This is a genomic window from Vibrio tubiashii ATCC 19109 (genome assembly GCF_000772105.1).
GTDB lineage: Bacteria > Pseudomonadota > Gammaproteobacteria > Enterobacterales > Vibrionaceae > Vibrio > Vibrio tubiashii.
This window is the reverse complement of the sequence record NZ_CP009354.1, coordinates 874123-895990: the sequence shown is the minus strand read 5'-3', so window position 1 is coordinate 895990 and position 21868 is coordinate 874123. Positions and strand designations below refer to the sequence as shown.

General features: G+C 45.9%; 22 protein-coding genes. 7 read left to right on the top strand and 15 right to left on the bottom strand.

Annotation, left to right across the window (positions count from 1 at the left end):
* Positions 1–23 precede the first annotated feature (23 nt).
* From rlmM to pomA, 7 genes are all read right to left on the bottom strand, one after another.
* Positions 24–1115, bottom strand: a complete 1092-nt coding sequence (gene rlmM, locus IX91_RS04145; protein ID WP_004744536.1) for a 23S rRNA (cytidine(2498)-2'-O)-methyltransferase RlmM — start codon at positions 1113–1115, stop codon at positions 24–26.
* Positions 1112–1510 (bottom strand): DUF423 domain-containing protein, encoded by a 399-nt coding sequence (locus IX91_RS04140; protein ID WP_004744535.1) that lies wholly within the window; start codon positions 1508–1510, stop codon positions 1112–1114. The genes rlmM and IX91_RS04140 overlap by 4 nt, the downstream gene beginning before the upstream one ends.
* Positions 1503–2126, bottom strand: a complete 624-nt coding sequence (locus IX91_RS04135) for an alpha/beta family hydrolase (protein WP_004744534.1) — start codon at positions 2124–2126, stop codon at positions 1503–1505. The genes IX91_RS04140 and IX91_RS04135 overlap by 8 nt, the downstream gene beginning before the upstream one ends.
* The gene (locus IX91_RS04130) at positions 2119–3027 is read right to left on the bottom strand and encodes a transcriptional regulator GcvA (RefSeq protein ID WP_004744533.1); all 909 of its coding nucleotides are present in this window, start codon (positions 3025–3027) and stop codon (positions 2119–2121) included. Before IX91_RS04130 ends, IX91_RS04135 begins: the two co-directional genes overlap by 8 nt.
* A gap of 376 nt (positions 3028–3403) precedes the next feature.
* Positions 3404–4852 (bottom strand): tRNA uracil 4-sulfurtransferase ThiI, encoded by a 1449-nt coding sequence (gene thiI, locus IX91_RS04125; protein WP_004744532.1) that lies wholly within the window; start codon positions 4850–4852, stop codon positions 3404–3406.
* Positions 4853–4993: 141 nt separating this feature from the next.
* Positions 4994–5935: a flagellar motor protein MotB gene (locus tag IX91_RS04120; protein ID WP_004744531.1), complete on the bottom strand. Its 942-nt coding sequence runs from the start codon at positions 5933–5935 to the stop codon at positions 4994–4996.
* Between the two features lie 10 nt (positions 5936–5945).
* The gene (gene pomA, locus IX91_RS04115; RefSeq protein ID WP_004744530.1) at positions 5946–6710 is read right to left on the bottom strand and encodes a flagellar motor protein PomA; all 765 of its coding nucleotides are present in this window, start codon (positions 6708–6710) and stop codon (positions 5946–5948) included.
* A 261-nt stretch (positions 6711–6971) separates the two neighbouring features.
* Between pomA and xseB the strand changes: the two genes are divergently transcribed.
* The 4 genes from xseB (at position 6972) to IX91_RS04095 (ending at position 10513) form a co-directional block, all read left to right on the top strand.
* Positions 6972–7217 carry an exodeoxyribonuclease VII small subunit gene (xseB, locus tag IX91_RS04110; RefSeq protein ID WP_004744529.1) on the top strand — a complete coding sequence of 82 codons (246 nt, stop codon included), beginning with the start codon at positions 6972–6974 and terminating at the stop codon, positions 7215–7217.
* Positions 7218–7236: 19 nt separating this feature from the next.
* Positions 7237–8121, top strand: a complete 885-nt coding sequence (ispA, locus tag IX91_RS04105) for a (2E,6E)-farnesyl diphosphate synthase (RefSeq protein ID WP_004744528.1) — start codon at positions 7237–7239, stop codon at positions 8119–8121.
* 22 nt (positions 8122–8143) lie between these two features.
* Positions 8144–10009 carry a 1-deoxy-D-xylulose-5-phosphate synthase gene (gene dxs / locus IX91_RS04100; protein ID WP_004744527.1) on the top strand — a complete coding sequence of 622 codons (1866 nt, stop codon included), beginning with the start codon at positions 8144–8146 and terminating at the stop codon, positions 10007–10009.
* A gap of 213 nt (positions 10010–10222) precedes the next feature.
* Positions 10223–10513, top strand: a complete 291-nt coding sequence (locus IX91_RS04095) for a Bor family protein (RefSeq protein ID WP_004744526.1) — start codon at positions 10223–10225, stop codon at positions 10511–10513.
* A gap of 49 nt (positions 10514–10562) precedes the next feature.
* Here IX91_RS04095 and truC read toward each other — a convergent pair whose 3' ends face one another.
* Together truC and IX91_RS04085 are read right to left on the bottom strand one after the other, a co-directional pair.
* Complete coding sequence (gene truC / locus IX91_RS04090) at positions 10563–11288, bottom strand: tRNA pseudouridine(65) synthase TruC (protein WP_004744525.1); 726 nt, start codon at positions 11286–11288, stop codon at positions 10563–10565.
* A complete protein-coding gene (locus tag IX91_RS04085) occupies positions 11288–11602 on the bottom strand; it encodes a YqcC family protein (RefSeq protein WP_004744524.1) in 315 nt (104 codons plus the stop codon). Before IX91_RS04085 ends, truC begins: the two co-directional genes overlap by 1 nt.
* 76 nt (positions 11603–11678) lie before the next feature.
* Here IX91_RS04085 and IX91_RS04080 point away from each other — a divergent pair, with 76 nt between their 5' ends.
* Positions 11679–12716 (top strand): DUF3549 family protein, encoded by a 1038-nt coding sequence (locus IX91_RS04080; RefSeq protein ID WP_004744523.1) that lies wholly within the window; start codon positions 11679–11681, stop codon positions 12714–12716.
* A 2-nt stretch (positions 12717–12718) separates the two neighbouring features.
* Positions 12719–13018, top strand: a complete 300-nt coding sequence (locus tag IX91_RS04075) for a DUF3301 domain-containing protein (protein WP_004744522.1) — start codon at positions 12719–12721, stop codon at positions 13016–13018.
* Here the strand turns inward: IX91_RS04075 and IX91_RS04070 are convergent.
* A complete protein-coding gene (locus IX91_RS04070) occupies positions 12966–13484 on the bottom strand; it encodes a GNAT family N-acetyltransferase (RefSeq protein ID WP_004744521.1) in 519 nt (172 codons plus the stop codon). The two genes, IX91_RS04075 and IX91_RS04070, sit on opposite strands and share 53 nt — an antisense overlap.
* 787 nt (positions 13485–14271) lie before the next feature.
* On the opposite strand from IX91_RS04070, the gene IX91_RS04065 reads away from it, so the two are divergent.
* Positions 14272–14559, top strand: coding sequence for a hypothetical protein (locus tag IX91_RS04065; protein ID WP_004744519.1), 288 nt, complete (start codon positions 14272–14274; stop codon positions 14557–14559).
* Between the two features lie 179 nt (positions 14560–14738).
* Here the strand turns inward: IX91_RS04065 and sucD are convergent, their stop codons facing one another.
* The 5 genes from sucD to IX91_RS04040 form a co-directional block, all read right to left on the bottom strand.
* Positions 14739–15611, bottom strand: a complete 873-nt coding sequence (sucD, locus tag IX91_RS04060) for a succinate--CoA ligase subunit alpha (protein WP_004744518.1) — start codon at positions 15609–15611, stop codon at positions 14739–14741.
* Positions 15611–16777: an ADP-forming succinate--CoA ligase subunit beta gene (gene sucC / locus IX91_RS04055; RefSeq protein ID WP_004744517.1), complete on the bottom strand. Its 1167-nt coding sequence runs from the start codon at positions 16775–16777 to the stop codon at positions 15611–15613. Before sucC ends, sucD begins: the two co-directional genes overlap by 1 nt.
* 207 nt (positions 16778–16984) lie before the next feature.
* Positions 16985–18193 carry a 2-oxoglutarate dehydrogenase complex dihydrolipoyllysine-residue succinyltransferase gene (gene odhB, locus IX91_RS04050; protein ID WP_004744516.1) on the bottom strand — a complete coding sequence of 403 codons (1209 nt, stop codon included), beginning with the start codon at positions 18191–18193 and terminating at the stop codon, positions 16985–16987.
* Positions 18194–18221: 28 nt separating this feature from the next.
* Complete coding sequence (sucA, locus tag IX91_RS04045; RefSeq protein WP_004744515.1) at positions 18222–21047, bottom strand: 2-oxoglutarate dehydrogenase E1 component; 2826 nt, start codon at positions 21045–21047, stop codon at positions 18222–18224.
* A 92-nt stretch (positions 21048–21139) separates the two neighbouring features.
* Positions 21140–21850: a succinate dehydrogenase iron-sulfur subunit gene (locus IX91_RS04040; protein WP_004744514.1), complete on the bottom strand. Its 711-nt coding sequence runs from the start codon at positions 21848–21850 to the stop codon at positions 21140–21142.
* Positions 21851–21868: the final 18 nt, after the last annotated feature.

Genomic DNA, 21868 nt, shown 5'->3' with positions numbered 1-21868 from the left:
CTATCTAGGGAGCGTTTTTTAATTTAGCGCGGTGAGATATTCGATAAACACTGAACATGGACCGTGATTTCTTCTCGGTCATGGTACAAGTGTTTCGCTTGAAGCTTAAACTTCACGCCATTTTCAATCAGGAAGAGTTTTAAGTTCTCGATATCTTCTAACACTTCATCGTAACGGCCTTTCATTGGCAGCTTAAGGTTAAAGATCGCTTCTTTAGCCCAACCGCTAATAATCCACTCACCCATCAGCTGAGCAACACGTGATGGCTTTTCGATCATGTCACACACTAGCCAAGTTACGTTCTTACGTGCTGGTTCAAACTTAAATCCATCTTCTTGGTGGTGTTTAACCTGCCCGGTTTCCATTAGGCTATCTGCCATCATGCCGTTATCGACAGAATGAACAAACATCGAACGCTTCACCAGTTGGTACGTCCAACCCCCAGGACACGCCCCTAAGTCAACGCCCCACATACCTGCGGCTAAGCGTTCATCCCACTCTTCACGAGGAATAAACACATGAAACGCTTCTTCCAACTTTAGAGTTGAACGACTCGGTGCGTCCGCTGGGAACTTAAGGCGAGGGATACCCATGAAGAACTGCGAGTTATTGCTAGGTAAAGAATAACCGATGAAGCAATGCGTCGGAGCGACAAAGCAAATGTGTAGCACAGGCTTTTTAGGGCTGTCTTTCGGGAACAGAATCTCTTTGCCACGTAGAGCTTGTCGCATTGGCACAGTGAACTTGCGGCAGAACTTCAGTAGTTCTTTCGCTTCGTTGGTATCAGGCGTTTCAACGCGAATATCACCACAACGCGGCATTGTCTCTACGAAGCTTAAATCATGCAAAATCGGCGAGATACGATCTTCACGCGGCAGTTCTTGAATTTCAGCTGCGACAGCAAAGATCTGACGAGCAAAGATGAGCGATTTAAAATCGAGCTCTTTGACTAGCTTTTGCGCATCACCGTCTTGGTAACATTCAAACAGCACATAACCAGTGTTCTTTTTAAGACGTGGGAAACCAAACACTTCTAACTGAGTAGCACGATCCTGAATCTCTCCGGCACACTCTTTTTCAAAGCCGCTGCGGCAGTAGAGCATTAATTGTTTCACTGGTTCACCTCTTTAACCTGTAGTGCTGCGTATACGAACAAACCCCAACCAAGCATAAACGTTAGTCCACCCAACGGTGTGATAGGACCAAACCATTTAATGCCCGTTAATGCCAACGCATAGAGGCTGCCGCTAAAACAAAGGATGCCGATGATAAAGCAAACTGCCGCGAGGGAGAAATATTTTTGTGACTTAAGTGGCAATTTTAGCCCGAGTAACACGCCACAAAGCAAAATAGCGATGCCATGAATAAATTGGTACTGCACCCCCGTAGAGAAAACCTCAATCAGATAAGGTGAGAGCATTTTCTTCAAACCATGAGCGGCAAACGCACCCAACGCAACACCAAGGCCACATACGCCGCCACCTAACGCTAACCAGAACCTACTACGCATCAGACACCTCCAAGATAAACTTGGCTAAGTGATCGATCGCTAGTTGAATGTTTCCAGCTTCAGTATGCCCTGAACTCTTACGAGGTTTGAAGCTATGATCGCCATCGGGAATAAACACCACTTTGATTGCAGTAGAGAGCTCGAATTGTTCGAATTCTTCTTTCTTACCAAAGGTATCGCGCTCACCTTGCAGAATGAGACAAGGCTTTTCTAGCTCTGCTAAGTGGGCACCTTTGTAATTCTCAGGCTTACCCGGTGGATGGAATGGAAAGCCTAAACAAGCAACACCAGCAACCTTATCCGCACTAGAGAGAAGGCTCGCCATGCGCCCTCCCATAGACTTACCACCAATAACAACCGCCCCAGTTGGGCAGTTCTGGTCGATCACTGCTTGGTAGGCTTCGAGTAACTTAGGGGCTCTATCTGGTGGGCGTTTCTTACCATCCTCTGCTCGCTTAACCATGTAAGGAAAGTTGAAGCGCACAACTTGAACGCCTTTTTGAGCAAGGCCCTTTGCCACGGCTTCCATAAAGGCGTGGTCCATCCCAGCACCGGCTCCGTGAGCAAAAATAAACAACGGATTGCCTTTGTCACCGTCAATGAGGTATTCAGTCATCTAATAGATCCTCTTGCTCACTTTGCGCTTTGGCTAACATCCAGTCACGGAAGGTAGCAATTCGCCCCATATCCGCCTGTTTATCATGACAAACCACATAGAAAGCATTCTTAGATACTAACACCTCATCAAATGGTGCAATCAGACGGCCTGCTTCAAGCTCTGGTTGAGCGAGGACATTGTTGCCCAACGCGACCCCCTGACCGTGAGCGGCAGCCTGAAGTACCATAGTCGAGTGACTGAATATTGGCCCGTGATTCACGTTGACCCCTTCAATACCGTTTTGCTTAGCGAACTGTTTCCAGTCTTTGCGAGAGGTGTCATGAAGTAAGGTATGTTGCTTCAAGTCACTTAGAGTTTCTAATGGTTTGTTACCTAAAAGTAATGAAGGTGAACAGAGTGGGATCAAAAATTCTTGATACAGTTTGTCCGCTCGCAAACCTGGCCAATTACCGCGACCATAATAAATCGCCACGTCGACGTCATCGGTCAACGAGCCTTCGTCCATATCGACCGCTTTGATTCGAACATCAATATCAGGCTCTTGCTGGTTAAAGTCCGCCAATCGAGGGACCAACCATTGAATCGCAAAGCTTGGCGGTAAACTGATGGTTAATGCCCCTTTCTCACTGCGCTCGAGTACTTTATCAGTAGCTTCTGCTAACGATGTGAAAATATCTTTTATATCAAGAAAGTAACTTTGACCTTCTTCTGTAAGCAGTAACGAGCGGTTTCTTCGTCTGAATAACTTTAAGCCAAGGAATTCTTCTAGCGCCTTAATCTGATGACTGACGGCAGCTTGAGTCACAAACAACTCTTCGGCTGCGCGAGTAAAACTCAGATGTCGAGCCGCGGCTTCGAACACTTTTAATGAGTTCAAAGGAGGCAATCTTCTGGACATAGTGACCTTCTATAAATTGGATTAGTTTTTTTTATCTGAAACATTATAAAATGTCCGTTGCCTGACGACCAGAGAAATTCTATATTTCACCCCGCAGCAAGAAGTCAGAACGGCTTGATTTATGCTTTAAATCAATTGACCTTTTGTTGCGATGTTGTGTTTGCAAACTCGTATTTCGAGTTCGGTAGGTTTCTACCAGTTTTGTTTCCATAGGAAACGAAACATATACTTCCTGTATTTATTTTGACCTGTCTGTCAAATATTTAGCACCGCCTCGATGGCGGTGTTTTTTTATGCGCCAAATTCCACTCGCTACAAACTAAAAAGCGCAAACCGAATCAACGATTTGCGCTTTTAGTACTATATGGAGTGCTCGCTACGGGCGGTAAACCTTAACGTTGTTAAAGCCTTGCTCTTGAAGATAAAGAGCTTGTAGACGACTCATCACGCCACGGTCACAGTAAAGCAGGTAAGATTTAGATTGGTCTAAATCACCGAACTGAGTGCCTAGCTTGAAGAATGGGATGTGTTTCACTTCAACGCCATCAATCTCAAGTGGATTGTCGTCTTCTTCTTCGGGGCTACGGATATCGAGTACGATCGCGTGCTCTTCCACTGCTTGAACTTGCTCAACTTCTGGTGCAGCTTGTTCGGTTTCTTTGGCAATATCACGAATATCCATGACACGCGCGTCACGAACAACCTGCTCTAGAATATCAAAGTCGAACTTCTCTTCTTCAGTGTCCAGTTTCGCTTTAACCGCTTTAACCGTTGGCTTCTTAGAAATTACGCCACAATATTCCGGCATGGTCTTAGCGAAATCTTCAGTACCGATGTCACGAGCTAGATTGATGATGTCTTCTTTATCCCAGTTGATAAGCGGACGAAGAATCAAAGTATCTGTCACATTGTCGATATGACGCAGGTTCGTTAGGGTTTGGCTTGATACCTGACCTAATGCTTCACCAGTCACTAGCGCTTCAATCTTAAACTTCTCAGCCACCATACCCGCAGCACGCATAAACATACGCTTAAGGATAACGCCCATTTGACCGTCATCGACTTTCTCTAGAATTTCAGCCACGACTGGCTCAAAATCGACCGAGATGAAGCGTACTTTTGCTGATGAACCGTACTTGTTCCACAGATAGTGAGAAACCTGTTTGACACCAATTTCGTGCGCAGGGCCGCCGAGGTTAAAGAAGCAGTAATGGACTTTTGAACCACGTTTGATGTGCAGATAGCTTGATACGCCAGAGTCAAAACCGCCAGAGATCAGGCTCAAAACATCTTCTTGTGTACCAAGAGGGAAACCACCAAGACCTTTGTAACGTTTGATAACTTGGTTAAGCTTCTCGTTAACTACTTCCACTTTAACCGTCACATCTGGGTTACGCAGTTTTACGCTCGCGCTTTCGATCGCTTGGTTAAGACCACCACCTACGTAACGCTCTAGTTCAATAGAAGTGAAATCATGCTTACCACGACGCTTGGCACGAACAACAAACGTTTTGCCCTCAAGGTTAGGACGGTTAAGTTCCAGTACTTGCTCGAAGATATCGTGTAAGTCTTTAAATTCTGACTGTTGTACTTCAAGTACGTGGTGGATGCCCGGCGTATGAGTCAATACTTCGATTGTCTCTTTGTGGAATTCATCCGTTTCCGCCGTTACTTCAATGTGGTCACGACGGTTGAAAACAGCAACAGACTCTGTACGACTCTTGATTACGTTACGAATGTTGCATTCAAGAATCTTTGTGAAGCGCTTACGCACAGACTCACTTTTTACAAAAATTTCTGGATGGGGCTTTACGATAAATTTCATAATTCACTTCACAAGTTAACTGTTTCGCTATTTTCACGCTCTATTGAGCCTAGCAGCGATGTGCTGCCTCTAAGGGCGCAAGATTATACATGAAGCAAAGACCATAAAAAAGACGAGCGTTTGTGCTCGTCTTTTTATCTTTTATTGAATGACTGGGACTTCGTCGCTTAACAGCGCTTCCCCTTGCATAATACTGATCTCAACCCGGCGGTTACGAGAACGCTGCGCTTCAGTATCGTTGGGGCCAAGTGGCTCTGTATCTGCCATGCCTCTGACGCGAAGACGCTGATGGTCAAAGCCGCGGACCTTCTCCATCTCCTGAGCGACGGAAACCGCTCGCTGCGCCGATAAATCCCAATTAGAACGGTAGAGCTCAGAATCAATTCGTTGATTGTCAGTATGTCCTGACACTCGGATGATTCCCGGTATATCTTTGACTAGATCGGCAATTTGACGAACCAGAGGACGGAACTTAGGTTGTAAGAATGCCGACCCTTCAGGAAACGCGCCTTTCTCACGAATGCGAATATCAATCTGCTGACCTAGGTTTTCAACTTCAATTGCCCCTTGTTCTATCTCTCGCTCCAACGCTTTCTTGATGCTTTCCATTAAGGTTTCAAGCTCTTGAGACATCTCAGCCGATTGTTGCTGTTCGTTGTCTGACTCAGAGTTTTGGTTGTTTTGCGTTGAGGTATCCGGTGATTGCCCACCCGTCATTTTACCTTCATCACGCTGCGTACCTCCGGCTCGGTCTGACTCACCTTCGTGAAACTCTAGCGTTTGCTGAGTAATATCAATGGTTTGCTGCATGATAACGTCAATAGGCGTCGGCTCTGGTCGACCCGGTCTAAATTCCTGAGCAATGATACTTGTCCCTTTCGGGATGTCTTTCACTTCCAATCGGTTCTGCACACCAAAAGCGAACTTCATTGAGCCGGCGATCTGTTTAAACTTCAGTACATCCATTTCAGAAAACGAGAGCAGTAGTACGAAGAAACACATCAAGAGCGACATTAAGTCAGCAAAAGTCCCCATCCATAGCGGGAGGCCAGGTGGCGGACATTTTGGTTCTTCTTCTTCCATATCAGTGACCTTACTCGTTATCTACATCAAGGGCACGCTTACCTTCATTGAGGTAATTCTTCAGATAGCTGTCAATAACGCGTGGGTTTTGACCATCTTGAATCGCAAGCACACCATCCATAATAAGGCGACGATTGAGTTTTTCTTGCTCACGACGAAGGGAAAGCTTATCGGCGATCGGGAAGAACACCATGTTGGAAAGAATTGCGCCATAGAGTGTGGTAAGAAGTGCAACAGCCATTGCCGGGCCGATTGCTTTCGGGTCATCCATGTTTGATAGCATGGCAACCAGACCGACTAGAGTACCGATCATGCCCATTGCAGGTGCAACGTCACCGAAGGCTCTAAACACGCTAGAACCAAAATCATGTCGCTCATCTGTTAGCGCAATATCTTTTTGTAGTGCCGCGCGAACTACATCCGCGTCGTGACCATCCACCAGCAAGTCGATACCCTTTTGCATGAAGCTATTGGTGATTTCCATCTCTTCTAGTGCAAGAAAGCCACCTTTACGCGCTGCATCCGCCATTTCGACTACTTTAGCAATCAAGTCTTCTGGTTCATCCGCTTTAAACATAAACGCTTTACCAGCGATTTTGGCTGCACCAAAGAACTGTCCCATAGTGAACTTCATCAACACTACGAAGGTAGAGCCACCCACCACGATAAGAATCGACGTTACGTCGATGAACATCATGATGCTTCCGCCCAGTATCATTGCCATGATGACGAAAGCAAAACCGCCAATCAGTCCTACCAGCGTTGCTAAATCCACAGAGCACTCCTCATGCTATCTTTAAGCTTCTAACAAATTATATCGGCAACATCTTAAGATCTTTAGTATTTTATTGGTACTGTACTCACATAAATATAGATGCTGAGTGCCAAGTGCCTAATAGACTTTAGCCCTATATTGAGTACCTGCGCAGAATATGACCGTACAAGCTCGATTTTTCTGACAAATTTACTCGGTTAAATTTGACCATCATTATCGGCTAAGGTAACTTTCGTGCATCTTTATCTCGGTAGAATAGTTATGGCGAGCAAGAAACCAGAAAACATGACCTTTGAGGCGACCATTGAAGAGCTTGATGTGATCGTTGAAAACCTCGAAAATGGTGATTTAGCACTAGAAGATGCATTGAAAAAATTCGAGCGCGGCATTGCCCTTGCTCGTTCAGGACAATCTAAACTGAGCGATGCAGAACAGCGCGTTAGCATCTTGTTGCAAAATGATGATGAATCTCCACTATCTGATTTTAACGCTCAGCCTGAACAATAATTTATAGAAGATGTCTGCCATGCATGAGGCATTAACCTCACTTCAACAGCGAAACAATGCTCAGCTTGAACACTGGCTGCAAGCACTGCCACACCAAAACCTCCCCCTTATCGAAGCCATGCGTTATGGCTTATTGCTTGGGGGCAAACGCGCACGACCTTTTCTTGTCTATATCACAGGTCAAATGTTAGGTTGCAAGCTTGACGACCTAGACACTCCAGCGTCTGCCGTCGAGTGCATCCATGCGTACTCACTTATCCACGATGATCTTCCCGCTATGGATGATGATGAACTGCGCCGTGGCAAAGCAACCTGCCATGTTAAGTTCGACGAAGCAACGGCAATTCTCACTGGCGACGCGCTGCAAACCTTAGCGTTTACAATTCTTGCGGAGGGTTCAATGAACCCAAACGCTGAAAGCAACCGTATAAAGATGGTAAAAGTTCTTGCCGATGCTTCAGGTGCCAATGGCATGTGTATGGGACAGGCTCTTGACCTAGCGGCAGAGAACAAACAAGTTTCATTGCAAGAATTGGAAGCAATTCACCGCAACAAGACAGGCGCCTTAATGAAATCTGCCATTCGTCTTGGCGCGCTTGCCGCCGGAGAAAAAGGGTTAGAGGTGATGCCTCAACTTGATATGTTCGCTGATGCAATTGGTCTCGCGTTTCAGGTTCAAGACGATATTTTAGATATCATCAGTGATACCGAAACTTTAGGTAAACCTCAAGGTTCTGACCAAGAATTAAACAAAAGCACCTATCCAGCGCTGCTTGGATTGGACGGAGCTATTAACAAAGCTCACACTCTGTTAAATGAAGCTCTTCAAGCTTTGGAAGCAATCCCATACAATACAGAGTTACTCGAAGAGTTCGCCCGATACGTCGTCGAGCGCAAGAACTAACACTATAAGCGCGCATTTTTATATGACTCTTGATATTTCGAAATATCCAACACTGGCTTTAGCAGATACACCTGACGAGCTACGTAGTCTTCCAAAAGAAGTACTACCTAAACTGTGTGATGAATTACGCACCTACTTATTGAATTCAGTAAGTCAGTCGAGCGGTCACCTCGCATCAGGTTTAGGGACAGTTGAGCTTACCGTTGCTCTGCATTACGTCTACAACACTCCATTTGACCAATTGGTTTGGGATGTTGGCCATCAAGCATACCCGCACAAAATCCTGACGGGTCGCCGTGACCAAATGTCTACTATCCGTCAAAAAGATGGATTGCATCCTTTCCCATGGCGCGAAGAAAGTGAATATGACACCTTATCGGTAGGTCACTCATCAACTTCAATTAGTGCGGCACTGGGTATGGCAATCAGCGCCGGTAAAGAAGAGCAAAACCGTAAAGTGGTTAGCGTGATTGGTGATGGTGCAATTACAGCGGGTATGGCATTTGAAGCGATGAACCACGCTGGTGATGTGCATCCTGATATGCTGGTAATTCTCAACGACAACGAAATGTCGATTTCAGAGAACGTTGGTGCACTTAACAACCATCTCGCTCAAGTGCTATCCGGCAGCTTATACACCTCTATCCGTGAAGGTGGTAAAAAAGTGCTTTCAGGTGTACCACCGATTAAAGAACTGGTTCGTCGCACTGAAGAGCACCTTAAAGGCATGGTTGTCCCAGGAACTCTATTTGAAGAACTTGGTTTTAACTACATTGGTCCAGTCGACGGCCATGATGTGAATGAGCTAGTTAAAACGCTCAAAAACATGCGCGAGCTAAAAGGTCCGCAGTTCTTACACATCATGACCAAAAAGGGCAAAGGTTATGAGCCAGCGGAAAAAGATCCGATCGGCTACCACGGTGTACCTAAGTTTGACCCTAGCCATACTTCATTGCCTAAGAGCAGCGGTGGAAAGCCAAGTTACTCGAAAATTTTTGGTGATTTCCTATGTGATATGGCCGCGCAAGATCCAAAACTGATGGCTATTACACCAGCAATGCGTGAAGGCTCAGGTATGGTTCGATTCTCTAAAGAGTATCCAGATCAATATTTTGACGTCGCAATCGCAGAGCAACACGCCGTGACGTTAGCTACAGGTATGGCCATCGCAGGTGACCACCCTATTGTAGCTATCTACTCGACCTTCTTGCAGCGTGGTTATGATCAGCTCATTCATGATGTTGCGATCATGGACTTACCTGTCATGTTCGCGATTGACCGAGCAGGCCTTGTTGGTGCTGATGGTCAGACCCACCAAGGCGCGTTCGATCTGAGCTTTATGCGCTGTATCCCGAACATGGTCATCATGGCACCAAGTGACGAAAATGAGTGTCGTCAGATGCTGTATACAGGTCATAAGCATACTGGTCCATCTGCGGTTCGTTACCCACGCGGAACCGGGACAGGCGCAGAGATCAAACAAGATTTCACGGCGCTAGAAATCGGTAAAGGCCGCATTGTTCGCCAAGGTGAAAAAGTGGCTATTCTGAACTTTGGCACCTTCTTAAACAGTGCTCAACAAGCAGCAGACGCGCTTAATGCAACCGTCGCTGATATGCGTTTTGTCAAACCTCTCGATGAAGCACTTATCAAGCAACTTGCTGATGAGCATGATGTTCTGGTTACGCTAGAGGAGAATGCCATTGCTGGCGGCGCAGGTGCGGGCGTAATCGAGTTTATGATGCAGGAAAAGATCATCAAGCCAGTGCTAAACCTTGGCTTGCCAGATAAATTCATCGCCCAAGGTACTCAAGAAGAACTTCACCAAGAACTGGGGCTTGATGCTGTAGGCATCGAACAATCGATTCGTGATTACATCGCCAAATAGATTGGAACTTGAACTGTTATTGATAAAACCCTCTTCGGAGGGTTTTTTATTATCTGGTTCAATCAGTTATCAGCATCACAAAAATCAATCACATGACAAATAATTACAAACTCAAGACATACACACTTATAAGAAACTTGTTACACTGCATTCGGCCGGCGAATTAGAACGCTTGCCGATTTGAGTCCAATTATAATAGTTAAGGAAAGAGTTATGAAAAAGCTTGTCATCGCAGCGGCAATCAGTCTATTGGCATCTGGCTGTGCACAACAAACGTTCGTTGTATCACCAGCGCAAGAAACAAATGAAGCGACAGAACTAAAAACTCATCACTTCTTTGTGAGCGGTATCGGTCAAAGCAAGCAAATCGACGCAACACAAGTATGTGGAGCAGCAGATAAAGTGGCTAAAGTAGAAACGCAGCAAACTTTCAAAGATATCGTATTCAGCACTATCACGTTCGGTATCTACACTCCTCGTGAAGCGCGTGTTTACTGTAAGTAATCTCAGCTTTTCAACCGTCACTTCAGGTTAAAGTGACGGTTTGTTTCCTCTACGACTTCGGAATATTCCAACTAAACTCTGCACAGAGTCTCTGCCAAGTTTCATCAATACCTGCTTCAATCAGCAATTCTTGTCCGGAAAACGGGTGAACAAACTTCAAGCTAGAAGCATGAAGTAGCAATCGGTGTGAATCATAGATCTCTCGAAATAGCTTATTGTGCTTACCATCACCATGTGTAGTATCTCCCACAATCGGGTGCCTTAAGTGCGCCATATGACGTCTTAGCTGATGTTTACGCCCCGTTAATGGCTTCATCTCCATCAGACAATAACGTGTCGTCGGAAACTTACCGGTAGAGTGAGGAATTTCGACTTTCGCAACAGGTTGGTAATCGGTGATCGCCTCCTGCGCTTCTTTCTCTTGGCTAGCATGCTTATCGGCAATTTTATCTAGTTCAACTTTAAGCGGATAATCCAAGCGCGCCGCTTCTTCAATCCAGCCACGGACAATAGCGTGATACGTTTTTTCCATTTCATGATTGGCAAACATCGGCATCACCTGAGAAGCGACCTCACTCGACAGGGCAAAAATCAGCACACCAGATGTAGGACGATCGAGTCGATGCAGTGGGAAAACATGCTGCCCTATTTGGTCACGTAACGTCTGCATGACGAATTGAGTTTCGTGTTTATCTAACCAGCTACGGTGAACTAACATGCCTGCAGGTTTGTTTACCGCGACAAAATACTCATCTTGATACACTATCTCTAGCATCAACGGCACTCCTCATCGATCTGACGTAATATCGCTATAATTGGGTGCAAGTTAGATTGCTCTTTCCAACACTCTTCAAAATAGGGTGACAACGAAAAGCCACTTGGTAATGGTTGTTTTTGCTCTAGCATCACTCGCATTCTGCTAATGAATACCCATTGCAACCACGCTTGTGGCTCTAAGGTATCCAGTGCGAATGGCTGCTGGCTTGCCAACGCTTGTTCGCTGGGTTGCTCTGAGCACCATAGTTCAAGTTGTTTCATGGAAAGCTCTAAACGGTCAATCAGTGCGGCTAATTGTTTCTCTTTTGTCATTTATCTTTGTTACTGACCTTGAAAATTGCCCTAAGGGTACCATTTATAGAGGAAAGAAAGTTAGGACAATTCTCCAATGGAAACCATTCATACCCTTACCCAATTGTTGACCAACAGTGACTGTCAGTATCAAGTGTTTGATCTTGGTCGCCGAATCAAGAAGATTGAAAATAAAGTCTTCGCCGATGTTGAAAAAGGTCAGCAGCCTTACCCTTACCCAATGCAGCGTAAGGCCCACTTGGCGATTGCTTATTGGAACCAGGAGCAACAGCCGTGGATATGGTTTCTAAAGTTTGAATTGGACGAGCGCGGCTTACTCAAGCAAGCTGATGTGGGTAACTTCATCAAGTATGTGATTGAAGCAATGGGAACGCGCTTAAATCAAGAGATGAGCGAAGAGCAGCAGCAAAAGCTATCTAATAACCCGTACACCTTCAAACCCGGTGAAGATAAGATGGCCGTTTTCCATAGCCAAATTCGTGCTGAACTGGACCTGCCATGCAGCCAATATTACGAGCATGCCCAGCACTACTTCTCTGGTGGTTTAGAGTGGGATAAGTGGCATACCGTTGGCTTACAAGGAGTCACAGATATCTGTGCACGTTTAGGGCAAGAACAAAATGGTGTCAATGTTAGAAAAGCGTTGCAGCACCTGCCTAACGAACCTCTCTACGCCCTACTCGGCGCCCTAGAGCATACCGATTTACCGCAAAAATTAGCGCAGCGCCTAGTTGAAATGGCTCAACAGCAAATTGATAGCAACGAACCGGACCTATTCCTACTGTCAGCATTGCTGCGCGCGTTATCCGGTGCACCGCAATCACTCTCGCTGCCAATTGTTAGCCAAGTACTCGCTTCACCGAGATTAAGCCATCAAGAGGTGTTGATTGGTATTGCAGGGCGCAGCTGGCATTGGCTAAGTGATGCGAATATAGCCGAGCAATTTCTACTCAGGTTGGCACAGACGGGTAATCAAGCACTCTTCAACCAGCTTTTTGCCGATCTTGTCATGCTGCCCGAGTTACGAATGGTTCTGCTGCCGCTGCTTCACTCTAGCCCTTCTGAAGAGCTAGCAAAAGCGTTAATCAATCTTCAAAAAGCAGCTAAGGCGTAACTATGATTCATGACCTTTTTGCCATACTCGGACTCGCAATTATCTGTCTAGTGTTTTGGCAACAACGCCGCCAAGCAGAACTCGCTAAAACCATTGCGGCTCGTAAATGCAAAGAGCTCGACTTACAGCTACTGAGCGTTGCGCTTAAAGGTCATAAACTAAAAACGCCAGACGGTGTCTGGCGTTGGCATTCTGTTTATCAATTTGAATTTTCTTCGCTTGGCGATGACTGCTATCAAGGCCAAATCTTTATGCAAGGTTTCCGACTAGCAAAGGTTGAGCTTCCACCACATCGGATGTAAACAGATACTCATCATACGGGCCAAATGTATCTTTCTTGTGTGCATTTAGCTTGAAACCTAGCTTTTGCAGAATGCGTACCGACGGTTCGTGACCTACATTGGCTGTCGCTAGAACCCTATCTAGATTTAAATCTCTGACTGCTTTAGGGAAAAACGCTTGCAACACTTCACTTGCAATACCTCTGCCCCAATAGTCTTTATCGAAAATGTATCCGAGCTCTGGCTGGCTATCTAGGTCTGAGATAAAAACATGGCCGATAAAGTCGCGAGTATGGCTATCTAACACTGCCATAGCATAGATGTTTCGGTCATTCAGGACTTTTTCAAATAGTTTCTTTGCAGACGACACCGTATGGGCACCGTTCATCTGAGCGCGATTGATGGCACAGCAATTGAGCATCAAAAATTCAGATTGTAATGAGTCGTTATAGGGAACCAATAACGCACGGCGAGTCACTATAGTCATGACACATCCTTGTTAGCAGCCAAAATTGTCTTGTAAAACAAAGCCGAAAAGTTAAACCAACTTTTAAATACCTTTATTGATCTAGGTAGTTTTTTGAACGTTGTTGTTAGAGTTTTTTATAAAGGTGAGATCTAAGAAAAGCCCCGATACGTTAGTATCGGGGCTATAGTCTTACTCGCAGCAATCCGGCTACAAAAGGTGCTCCATGCATCTTCCTTAATAGTTACTGAATCCTTCAGTAAAATCCTGCCTTCGCCTTCCTAGCGGTGTCCTAATCGTCCTGATAGCTAACAATCCTCGTCAGCTCCACATCACTTGTTCCTTGAGCGGTGTCCTTTGTATCATCCTGATACTGTCCTAGCCTCATCCTAGAGGTGTCCATTGCCATCCTTGCCACTAACATCCTGTTAGCGAACGTATCCTTACAATGTCCTTTCGCTCCATGCTTGATCAACGTTCCTCGTCAACCAATCTTCATCCTGAAGATTCCCAATCCTTGGTATTTCCTGTTCCGTGTCAGCATCCTTCCGACACCTTCTAATTTACTCCAATTCGCCTCTAAGACAATGCGATGAACGCAAATTATTATTGAAACAAGTTAGAAACAAAATAACAATCCCAAACAAATCAGTAAGTTAAAAGATTGGCAGAGACTATTACGGTGTTTAAAACGCACTTTGTCTTACATCACTTGTGAGAAATCTCGCACACACCATTTCTTAATTTTCCATTAGTCAATTATTGCTAAGCTCAGTATTATTGGTGATCACAACACAATGGAGGTTTTATGCTTACTCAAGATGTTAGCCAAGAGCTAAAAGATATCCTTGAACACTTACACGCAGAAGGAAAGGAGCCGACTGTAGCCCTGGTCAAAGCGCGTTTGAGTACCTCTGTCCCGATGCCTGCTTTAATCACTACCATAAAAAGCTGGAAGAGCTCTAACCGTGTACCAAAAGTCGAAGTCGCAGCGAAAACTGAATCAAGCGTTCAGGATCGTATAAAGCAATTGGAGCAAGAGGTTGCTGATCTAACCGCAAGGCTGGTTGCGATTGAGAAGAAGTTAGCGGGATAAAAAGCTGGAGAGCTGGAGAGCTGGAGAGCTGGAGAGCTGGAGAGCTGGAGAGCTGGAGAGCTGGAGAGCTGGAGAGCTGGAGAGCTGGAGAGCTGGAGAGCTGGAGAGCTGGAGAGCTGGAGAGCACAAAAACAAAAGGCTTGGCGAATGCCAAGCCTTCTTTATAACAATTGGCTAAATTACCAACCCGTGATCTCGCGTAGACCTTTACCGATGTCTGCAAGAGACTTAACCGTCTTAACGCCTGCTGCTTCTAGTGCAGCAAACTTGTCTTCCGCAGTACCTTTACCACCAGAGATGATTGCACCAGCGTGACCCATACGCTTACCAGGAGGAGCCGTTACACCAGCGATGTAAGAAACTACTGGCTTAGTCACGTTCTCTTTGATGAATGCTGCTGCTTCTTCTTCAGCTGTACCACCGATCTCACCAATCATTACGATTGCTTCTGTTTCTGGATCTTCTTGGAACAGTTTTAGGATATCAATGAAGTTTGAACCTGGAATTGGGTCACCACCGATACCAACACAAGTAGACTGACCAAAGCCTTCGTCTGTTGTCTGCTTAACCGCTTCGTACGTAAGTGTACCAGAACGAGAAACGATACCAACTTTACCCTTCTTGTGGATGTGACCAGGCATGATACCAATTTTACACTCGTCTGGAGTGATAAGACCTGGACAGTTAGGACCGATCATACGAACGCCAGTTTCTTCTAGCTTCACTTTCACGTCGATCATATCCGTTGTTGGGATACCTTCAGTGATTGTTACGATCAGCTCAATACCCGCGTCAATCGCTTCTAGAATAGCGTCTTTACAGAAAGGAGCAGGAACGTAGATTACTGTTGCTGTCGCGCCAGTTGCTTCTACTGCATCACGTACTGTGTTGAATACAGGTAGACCAAGGTGAGTTTGACCGCCTTTACCTGGAGAAACACCACCGACCATCTGCGTACCGTATGCGATAGCTTGCTCAGAGTGGAAAGTACCTTGACCACCTGTGAAACCCTGACAGATTACTTTCGTGTCTTTATTAATTAGTACAGACATTATTTGCCCTCCGCAGCAGCAACAACTTTCTGAGCTGCGTCAGTTAGCGACTCAGCTGCAATGATATCAACATCAGAATTAGCAAGAACTTCGCGACCTAGGTCTGCGTTAGTACCTTCTAGACGAACAACTACTGGTACGCTTACGCCTACCTCTTTAACCGCACCGATAATACCTTCAGCGATCATGTCACAGCGAACGATACCACCGAAGATGTTAACTAGTACTGCTTTTACATTGTCATCAGATAGGATGATCTTGAATGCTTCTGCTACACGCTCTTTCGTTGCGCCGCCACCTACATCTAGGAAGTTAGCTGGCTTGCCACCGTGTAGGTTTACGATATCCATCGTACCCATTGCTAGACCAGCACCGTTAACCATACAGCCAACGTTACCGTCTAGTGCTACGTAGTTCAGTTCCCACTGAGCTGCATGTGCTTCACGCTCGTCTTCTTGTGAAGGATCGTGCATTTCACGCAGCTTAGGCTGACGGTACATAGCGTTAGAATCGATGTTGATCTTACCGTCTAGACATAGCAGGTTGCCTTCGCCAGTAATAACAAGAGGGTTAATCTCTAGTAGAGCTAAATCGTACTGAGAGAACATGTTGCCAAGACCCATAAAGATCTTAACAAACTGTTTGATTTGATCACCTTCAAGACCTAGCTTGAATGCTAGCTCACGGCCTTGATAAGCTTGAGGGCCGACTAGTGGATCGATCGCTGCTTTGTGAATCAACTCTGGAGTCTCTTCAGCAACTTTCTCGATTTCAACACCACCTTCAGTCGATGCCATGAATACAACTTTACGCGTTGCACGGTCTACAACCGCACCTAGGTAAAGCTCGTTAGCAATGTTAGATGCTTCTTCAACTAGGATTTTAGTTACAGGCTGACCATTTGCATCTGTTTGGTAAGTCACTAGGTTTTTACCTAGCCACTTTTGTGCAAACTCTTTAACGCCATCTTTAGTATCGTGCAGCTCAACGCCACCCGCTTTACCACGTCCACCTGCGTGAACCTGACATTTAACGACTTTCTTCTCTGTTGAGATACGACCAGCAGCTTCAAAAGCTTCTTGTGGTGTATCACACGCGTAACCTTCCGGTACAGGCAAACCGAATTCTGCAAACAGCTGTTTGGCTTGGTATTCATGCAAATTCATTTTGATATTCCGTTTATTTTCCCTTGTAGGGATTATTATTTCCATAACGCCGCCATGTCAGCGGACGTCTGTAGGGTCTTCTCAAATCAATCTTATTTCGCTGTGCAGGTAGATAAGATTCAATTGAAGGCCAGACAGTTGAGCCAGTCTAGCCTTGAAAACTATCGAACGTCTAGCCACCAACGGCCGCTAGACGTTTTAGCGATATTAAACGTCTAATAGCAGACGTGCTGGATCTTCTAGTAGCTCTTTAATCGTTACTAGGAAGCCCACAGACTCACGACCATCGATTAGACGGTGATCGTAAGAGAGCGCTAGGTACATCATAGGCAGGATTTCAACCTTGCCATCCACCGCCATTGGACGCTCTTGGATCTTGTGCATACCAAGAATTGCCGATTGTGGTGGGTTGATGATAGGCGTAGACATTAGAGAACCGAATACGCCACCGTTAGTGATAGTGAAGTTACCACCCATTAGCTCATCAACCGTTAGCTTGCCGTCACGGCCTTTGATTGCTAGCTCTTTGATGCCTTTTTCAACATCAGCGAATCCTAATGTGTCACAGTCTTTTAGTACTGGAGTCACTAGACCTCGTGGCGTAGATACCGCCATGCTGATGTCAAAGTAGTTGTGGTAAACGATGTCATCACCGTCGATAGACGCGTTGACTTCTGGGTAACGTTTAAGAGCTTCCGTTACCGCTTTCACGTAGAAAGACATAAAGCCTAGACGAATACCGTGACGCTCTTCGAACTGGTCTTTGTACTGCTTACGAAGATCCATGATTGGCTTCATGTTCACTTCGTTAAACGTAGTCAACATTGCAGTGTTGTTCTTCGCTTCAAGAAGACGATTTGCAACTGTTTTACGTAGACGAGTCATTGGAACACGCTTTTGGCTACGCGCTGTAGCTGGTGCTTCGACTGCCGCCGGAGCATCTGCTTTAGGCGCTTCTTTCGCCTTAGCAAGGTGCGCTTCGATATCTTCACGTGTGATACGACCGCCAACACCAGTGCCTTTCACTTGGCTCGCTTCTAGACCGTGCTCACCCAGTAGGCGACGAACGGCTGGACTTAGTGCATCGTTGCTTTCTTCTGTTAGCGACGCTTTATGACGCTTATCAGGAGAGGCTTCAGACTCTTCCGTCGTGTCCTTAGTCGGCTCACCTGCAACAGCACCCGGCTTAAGCTTAGCGATTAGCTGCTTTGAAAGTACTGTTGCACCTTCTTCTTCAATGATAGCTTCTAGAACACCCGCTTCTGGAGCAGGTACTTCAAGAACCACTTTATCCGTTTCGATATCTACTAGAACCTCGTCACGCTCTACTGCGTCACCAGGTTGTTTGTGCCATGTTGCGACTGTTGCGTCAGCAACCGATTCAGGTAAATCTGGAACCAGAATTTCAATTGTCATATCTGTTTCTTCCTTTAACTTCTAGTTCTTAGTCCGAAGTTTTTGTATTCACGTTAAGCGCATCATCAACTAGCGCTTTTTGTTGTTTCAAGTGTACTGACATGTAGCCTACTGCAGGTGATGCTGAAGCTGGGCGACCAGCGTATTTCAGATCAGCGCCGGCTGGGATTGCAGCACGGAAGTTGTGTTGGCTAGAGTACCAAGCGCCTTGGTTTTGCGGCTCTTCTTGACACCAAACGTAATCTTCAACGTTAGTGTATTGCTCGATAGCGGCTTTTACTTCCTCAAGAGGGAATGGATAAAGCTGCTCGATACGAACAATCGCCACATCATCTTGTTCATTGTTACGACGCTGCTCTAGCAGATCGAAGTAAACTTTACCTGAACAGAAAACCACGCGTTTCACTTTCGCAGCTTCTAGGTTGTCAATTTCACCAATTGCCGCTTGGAATGTGCCCTCAGCTAGGTCTTCAATTGTTGAAGTACATAGCGGGTGACGCAGCAATGATTTAGGAGACATCACCACGAGTGGACGACGCATAGGTCTTACAACCTGGCGACGAATCATGTGGTAAACCTGAGCTGGTGTAGAAGGCACGACAACCTGCATGTTTTGCTCAGCACAAAGCTGTAGGTAACGCTCTAGGCGAGCTGATGAGTGCTCTGGGCCTTGACCTTCATAACCATGAGGAAGAAGCATTGTCAGACCACATAAACGTGCCCATTTTTGCTCACCTGATGAAATAAACTGGTCAATCACTACTTGAGCACCGTTGGCAAAATCACCAAACTGCGCTTCCCAAATAGTTAGGCCACTTGGTTCTGCTGTCGCGTAACCGTACTCAAATGCCAGTACTGCTTCTTCAGATAGAACAGAGTCAAAGACTTCAAATGGGCCTTGCTTGTCGTGAATGTTTGCTAGCGGAACAAAAGTGCTCGCGTCATTTTGGTTGTGCAAAACTGAGTGGCGGTGGAAGAAAGTACCACGACCAGAGTCTTGACCAGAAATACGAATACGCTTGCCATCGTCAACCAGAGTTGCGTAAGCCAAAGTTTCAGCCATACCCCAGTCAATCGCTTTTTCACCGCTTAACATCGCTGTACGATCGTTGTAAAGCTTGTTCACTCGGCTTTGCAGCTTGTGACTTTCAGGGTAAGTACACAGACGCTGACCAAGCTCTAATAAACGCTTAGTATCGAATTGGCTATTCCATTCCGTATCCCAGTCGTGCCCAAGGTATGGAGACCAGTCCACTGAGTGCAACGCCATCGGGCGCCATTCTTTAACCACGACTTCACCGCGATCTAATGCATCACGGTATTCATTGACATATTGGGTCGCTGTATCAATACCAAAATCACCACGTTCAATCAGCACGTCAGCATAAAGCTTACGCGGAGTTGGGTGTTTCTTGATTTTTTGGTACATCAACGGCTGAGTCGCGTTTGGCTCATCCGCTTCGTTGTGACCATGACGACGGTAACAAACCAAGTCAATCACAACATCACGTTTAAATTCGTTTCGGTAATCCAGCGCAATACGAGTAACAAAAGCAACGGCTTCTGGATCATCAGCATTAACGTGGAAAATTGGTGCCTGAACCATCTTAGCGATATCGGTACAGTACATAGTCGAACGTGTGTCGGTCGGGTTAGATGTTGTAAAGCCAACTTGGTTGTTTACAACGATGCGAACAGTACCACCTACCCGGAAACCACGTGCCTGAGACATGTTAAATGTTTCAGCTACAACACCCTGACCTGCGATCGCAGAGTCACCGTGAATGGTGATTGGAAGAACGGTATTACCTTCTGTATCACCTAAACGGTCTTGGCGCGCGCGCACCGAACCGATAACTACAGGGTTAACGATCTCAAGGTGAGACGGGTTAAACGCAAGTGCTAAGTGAACATCACCACCCGGTGTCGCAAAATCTGCTGAGAAGCCTTGGTGGTACTTAACGTCACCTGTACCCCAGGTATCGTCATGTTTACCAGCAAACTCATCAAAAAGATCTTGTGGCTTCTTACCGAGTACGTTCACAAGCATGTTCAGACGACCACGGTGTGCCATACCAATCACGACTTCGCGCATACCGCTCTTACCCGCATGACGAATTAACTCTTTCGTCATAGGGATTAGGGCATCACCACCTTCTAGAGAGAAACGCTTCGCACCTGGGAATTTAGCACCAAGATAGCGCTCTAAACCTTCTGCTGCTGTTAGCTCTTCGAGGAATTCTTGTTTTTCTTCTTTGCTAAATGACGGCTGACCGACCACTGACTCTAAACGCTGTTGGATCCAACGTTTTTGCTCAGTGTCTGTCATGTGCATGTATTCAGCACCGATAGAGCCACAGTAAATTTTGTTCAATGACGAGTGGATGTCTTTCAATTGCATGGTGTCTTTGCCAATAGCAAAGGAACCCACGTTGAAAGATTCTTCTAGATCGTCTTCGGTAAGATTGTGGAATGCAGGATCGAGCTCCGCCACTGGTGGGCGTTGCCATAAGCCTAGAGGGTCAAGCTGTGCCGCTTCATGACCACGAAAGCGGTAAGCATTGATTAATTGAAGTACTTTTACCTGTTTAGCGTCGACATCAGGATCACTAACTTGGACATTGTAATGCTTTGTTTCTTGAGCGAGTCGTCGGAAGTAGTCACGGACACGTGAATGGGGTTGTTCAACCACCTCTTCTGAAGGCTTAGGCAAGCCATCAAAAACACGTTTCCACTCCTCACTTACCAGATCGGGATCACTTAGATACAGTTCGTAGAGGTCCTCTACATACGTTGCATTGGCGCCAGCCAAGTGTGAAGACTCGAGCCACGCCTTCATCACGCCGTTGTGCATATTTTCCCTTAACCAGTAGTTTTCACGTTTGCTTCGGTCTTACGCCGAGCTATTAAGAGCCGACCCAGAATGGGTCGGCAATTTTTTGTTAATTAAATCGAACGGTTTACAAGCATCGTCTTAATATGACCGATTGCCTTCGTAGGATTTAGTCCCTTAGGACAAACACTTACACAATTCATGATGCCATGGCAACGGAAAACGCTAAATGCATCATCAAGATTTGACAAACGTTCATCTGTCGCTGTATCACGGCTATCAATTAGCCAACGATACGCCGCAAGAAGACCTGCAGGACCGATAAATTTATCTGGATTCCACCAGAATGATGGGCATGACGTCGTACAACATGCACACATAATACATTCGTATAAACCATCTAAGTGCGCGCGTTCATCAGGCGTTTGCAGGTTCTCGCGTGATGGAGGCAGTGCGCCGTCATCAATCAAGAATGGCTTAACTTTCGCATAGTTATCGTAGAACTGCGTCATGTCAACGATAAGATCTCGCACAACAGGCAAACCTGGCAGTGGACGGATGACTATCTTGTCACCACTTAATGCAGAAAGTGGTGTAATACAAGCTAGACCATTCTTACCATTCATGTTTAGACCATCTGAGCCACATACGCCCTCACGACAAGAACGACGGAAAGAGATCGTTGGATCTTGCTCTTTTAGCAGAATCAACGCATCTAGAAGCATCATGTCTGATCCTTCTTCTACTTCCAGCGTGTAGTCCTTCATGTATGGCTTTTGATCAACATCTGGGTTGTAGCGGTACAAAGAGAAATTCAGTTTCATAATATTATCCTCCTCTCC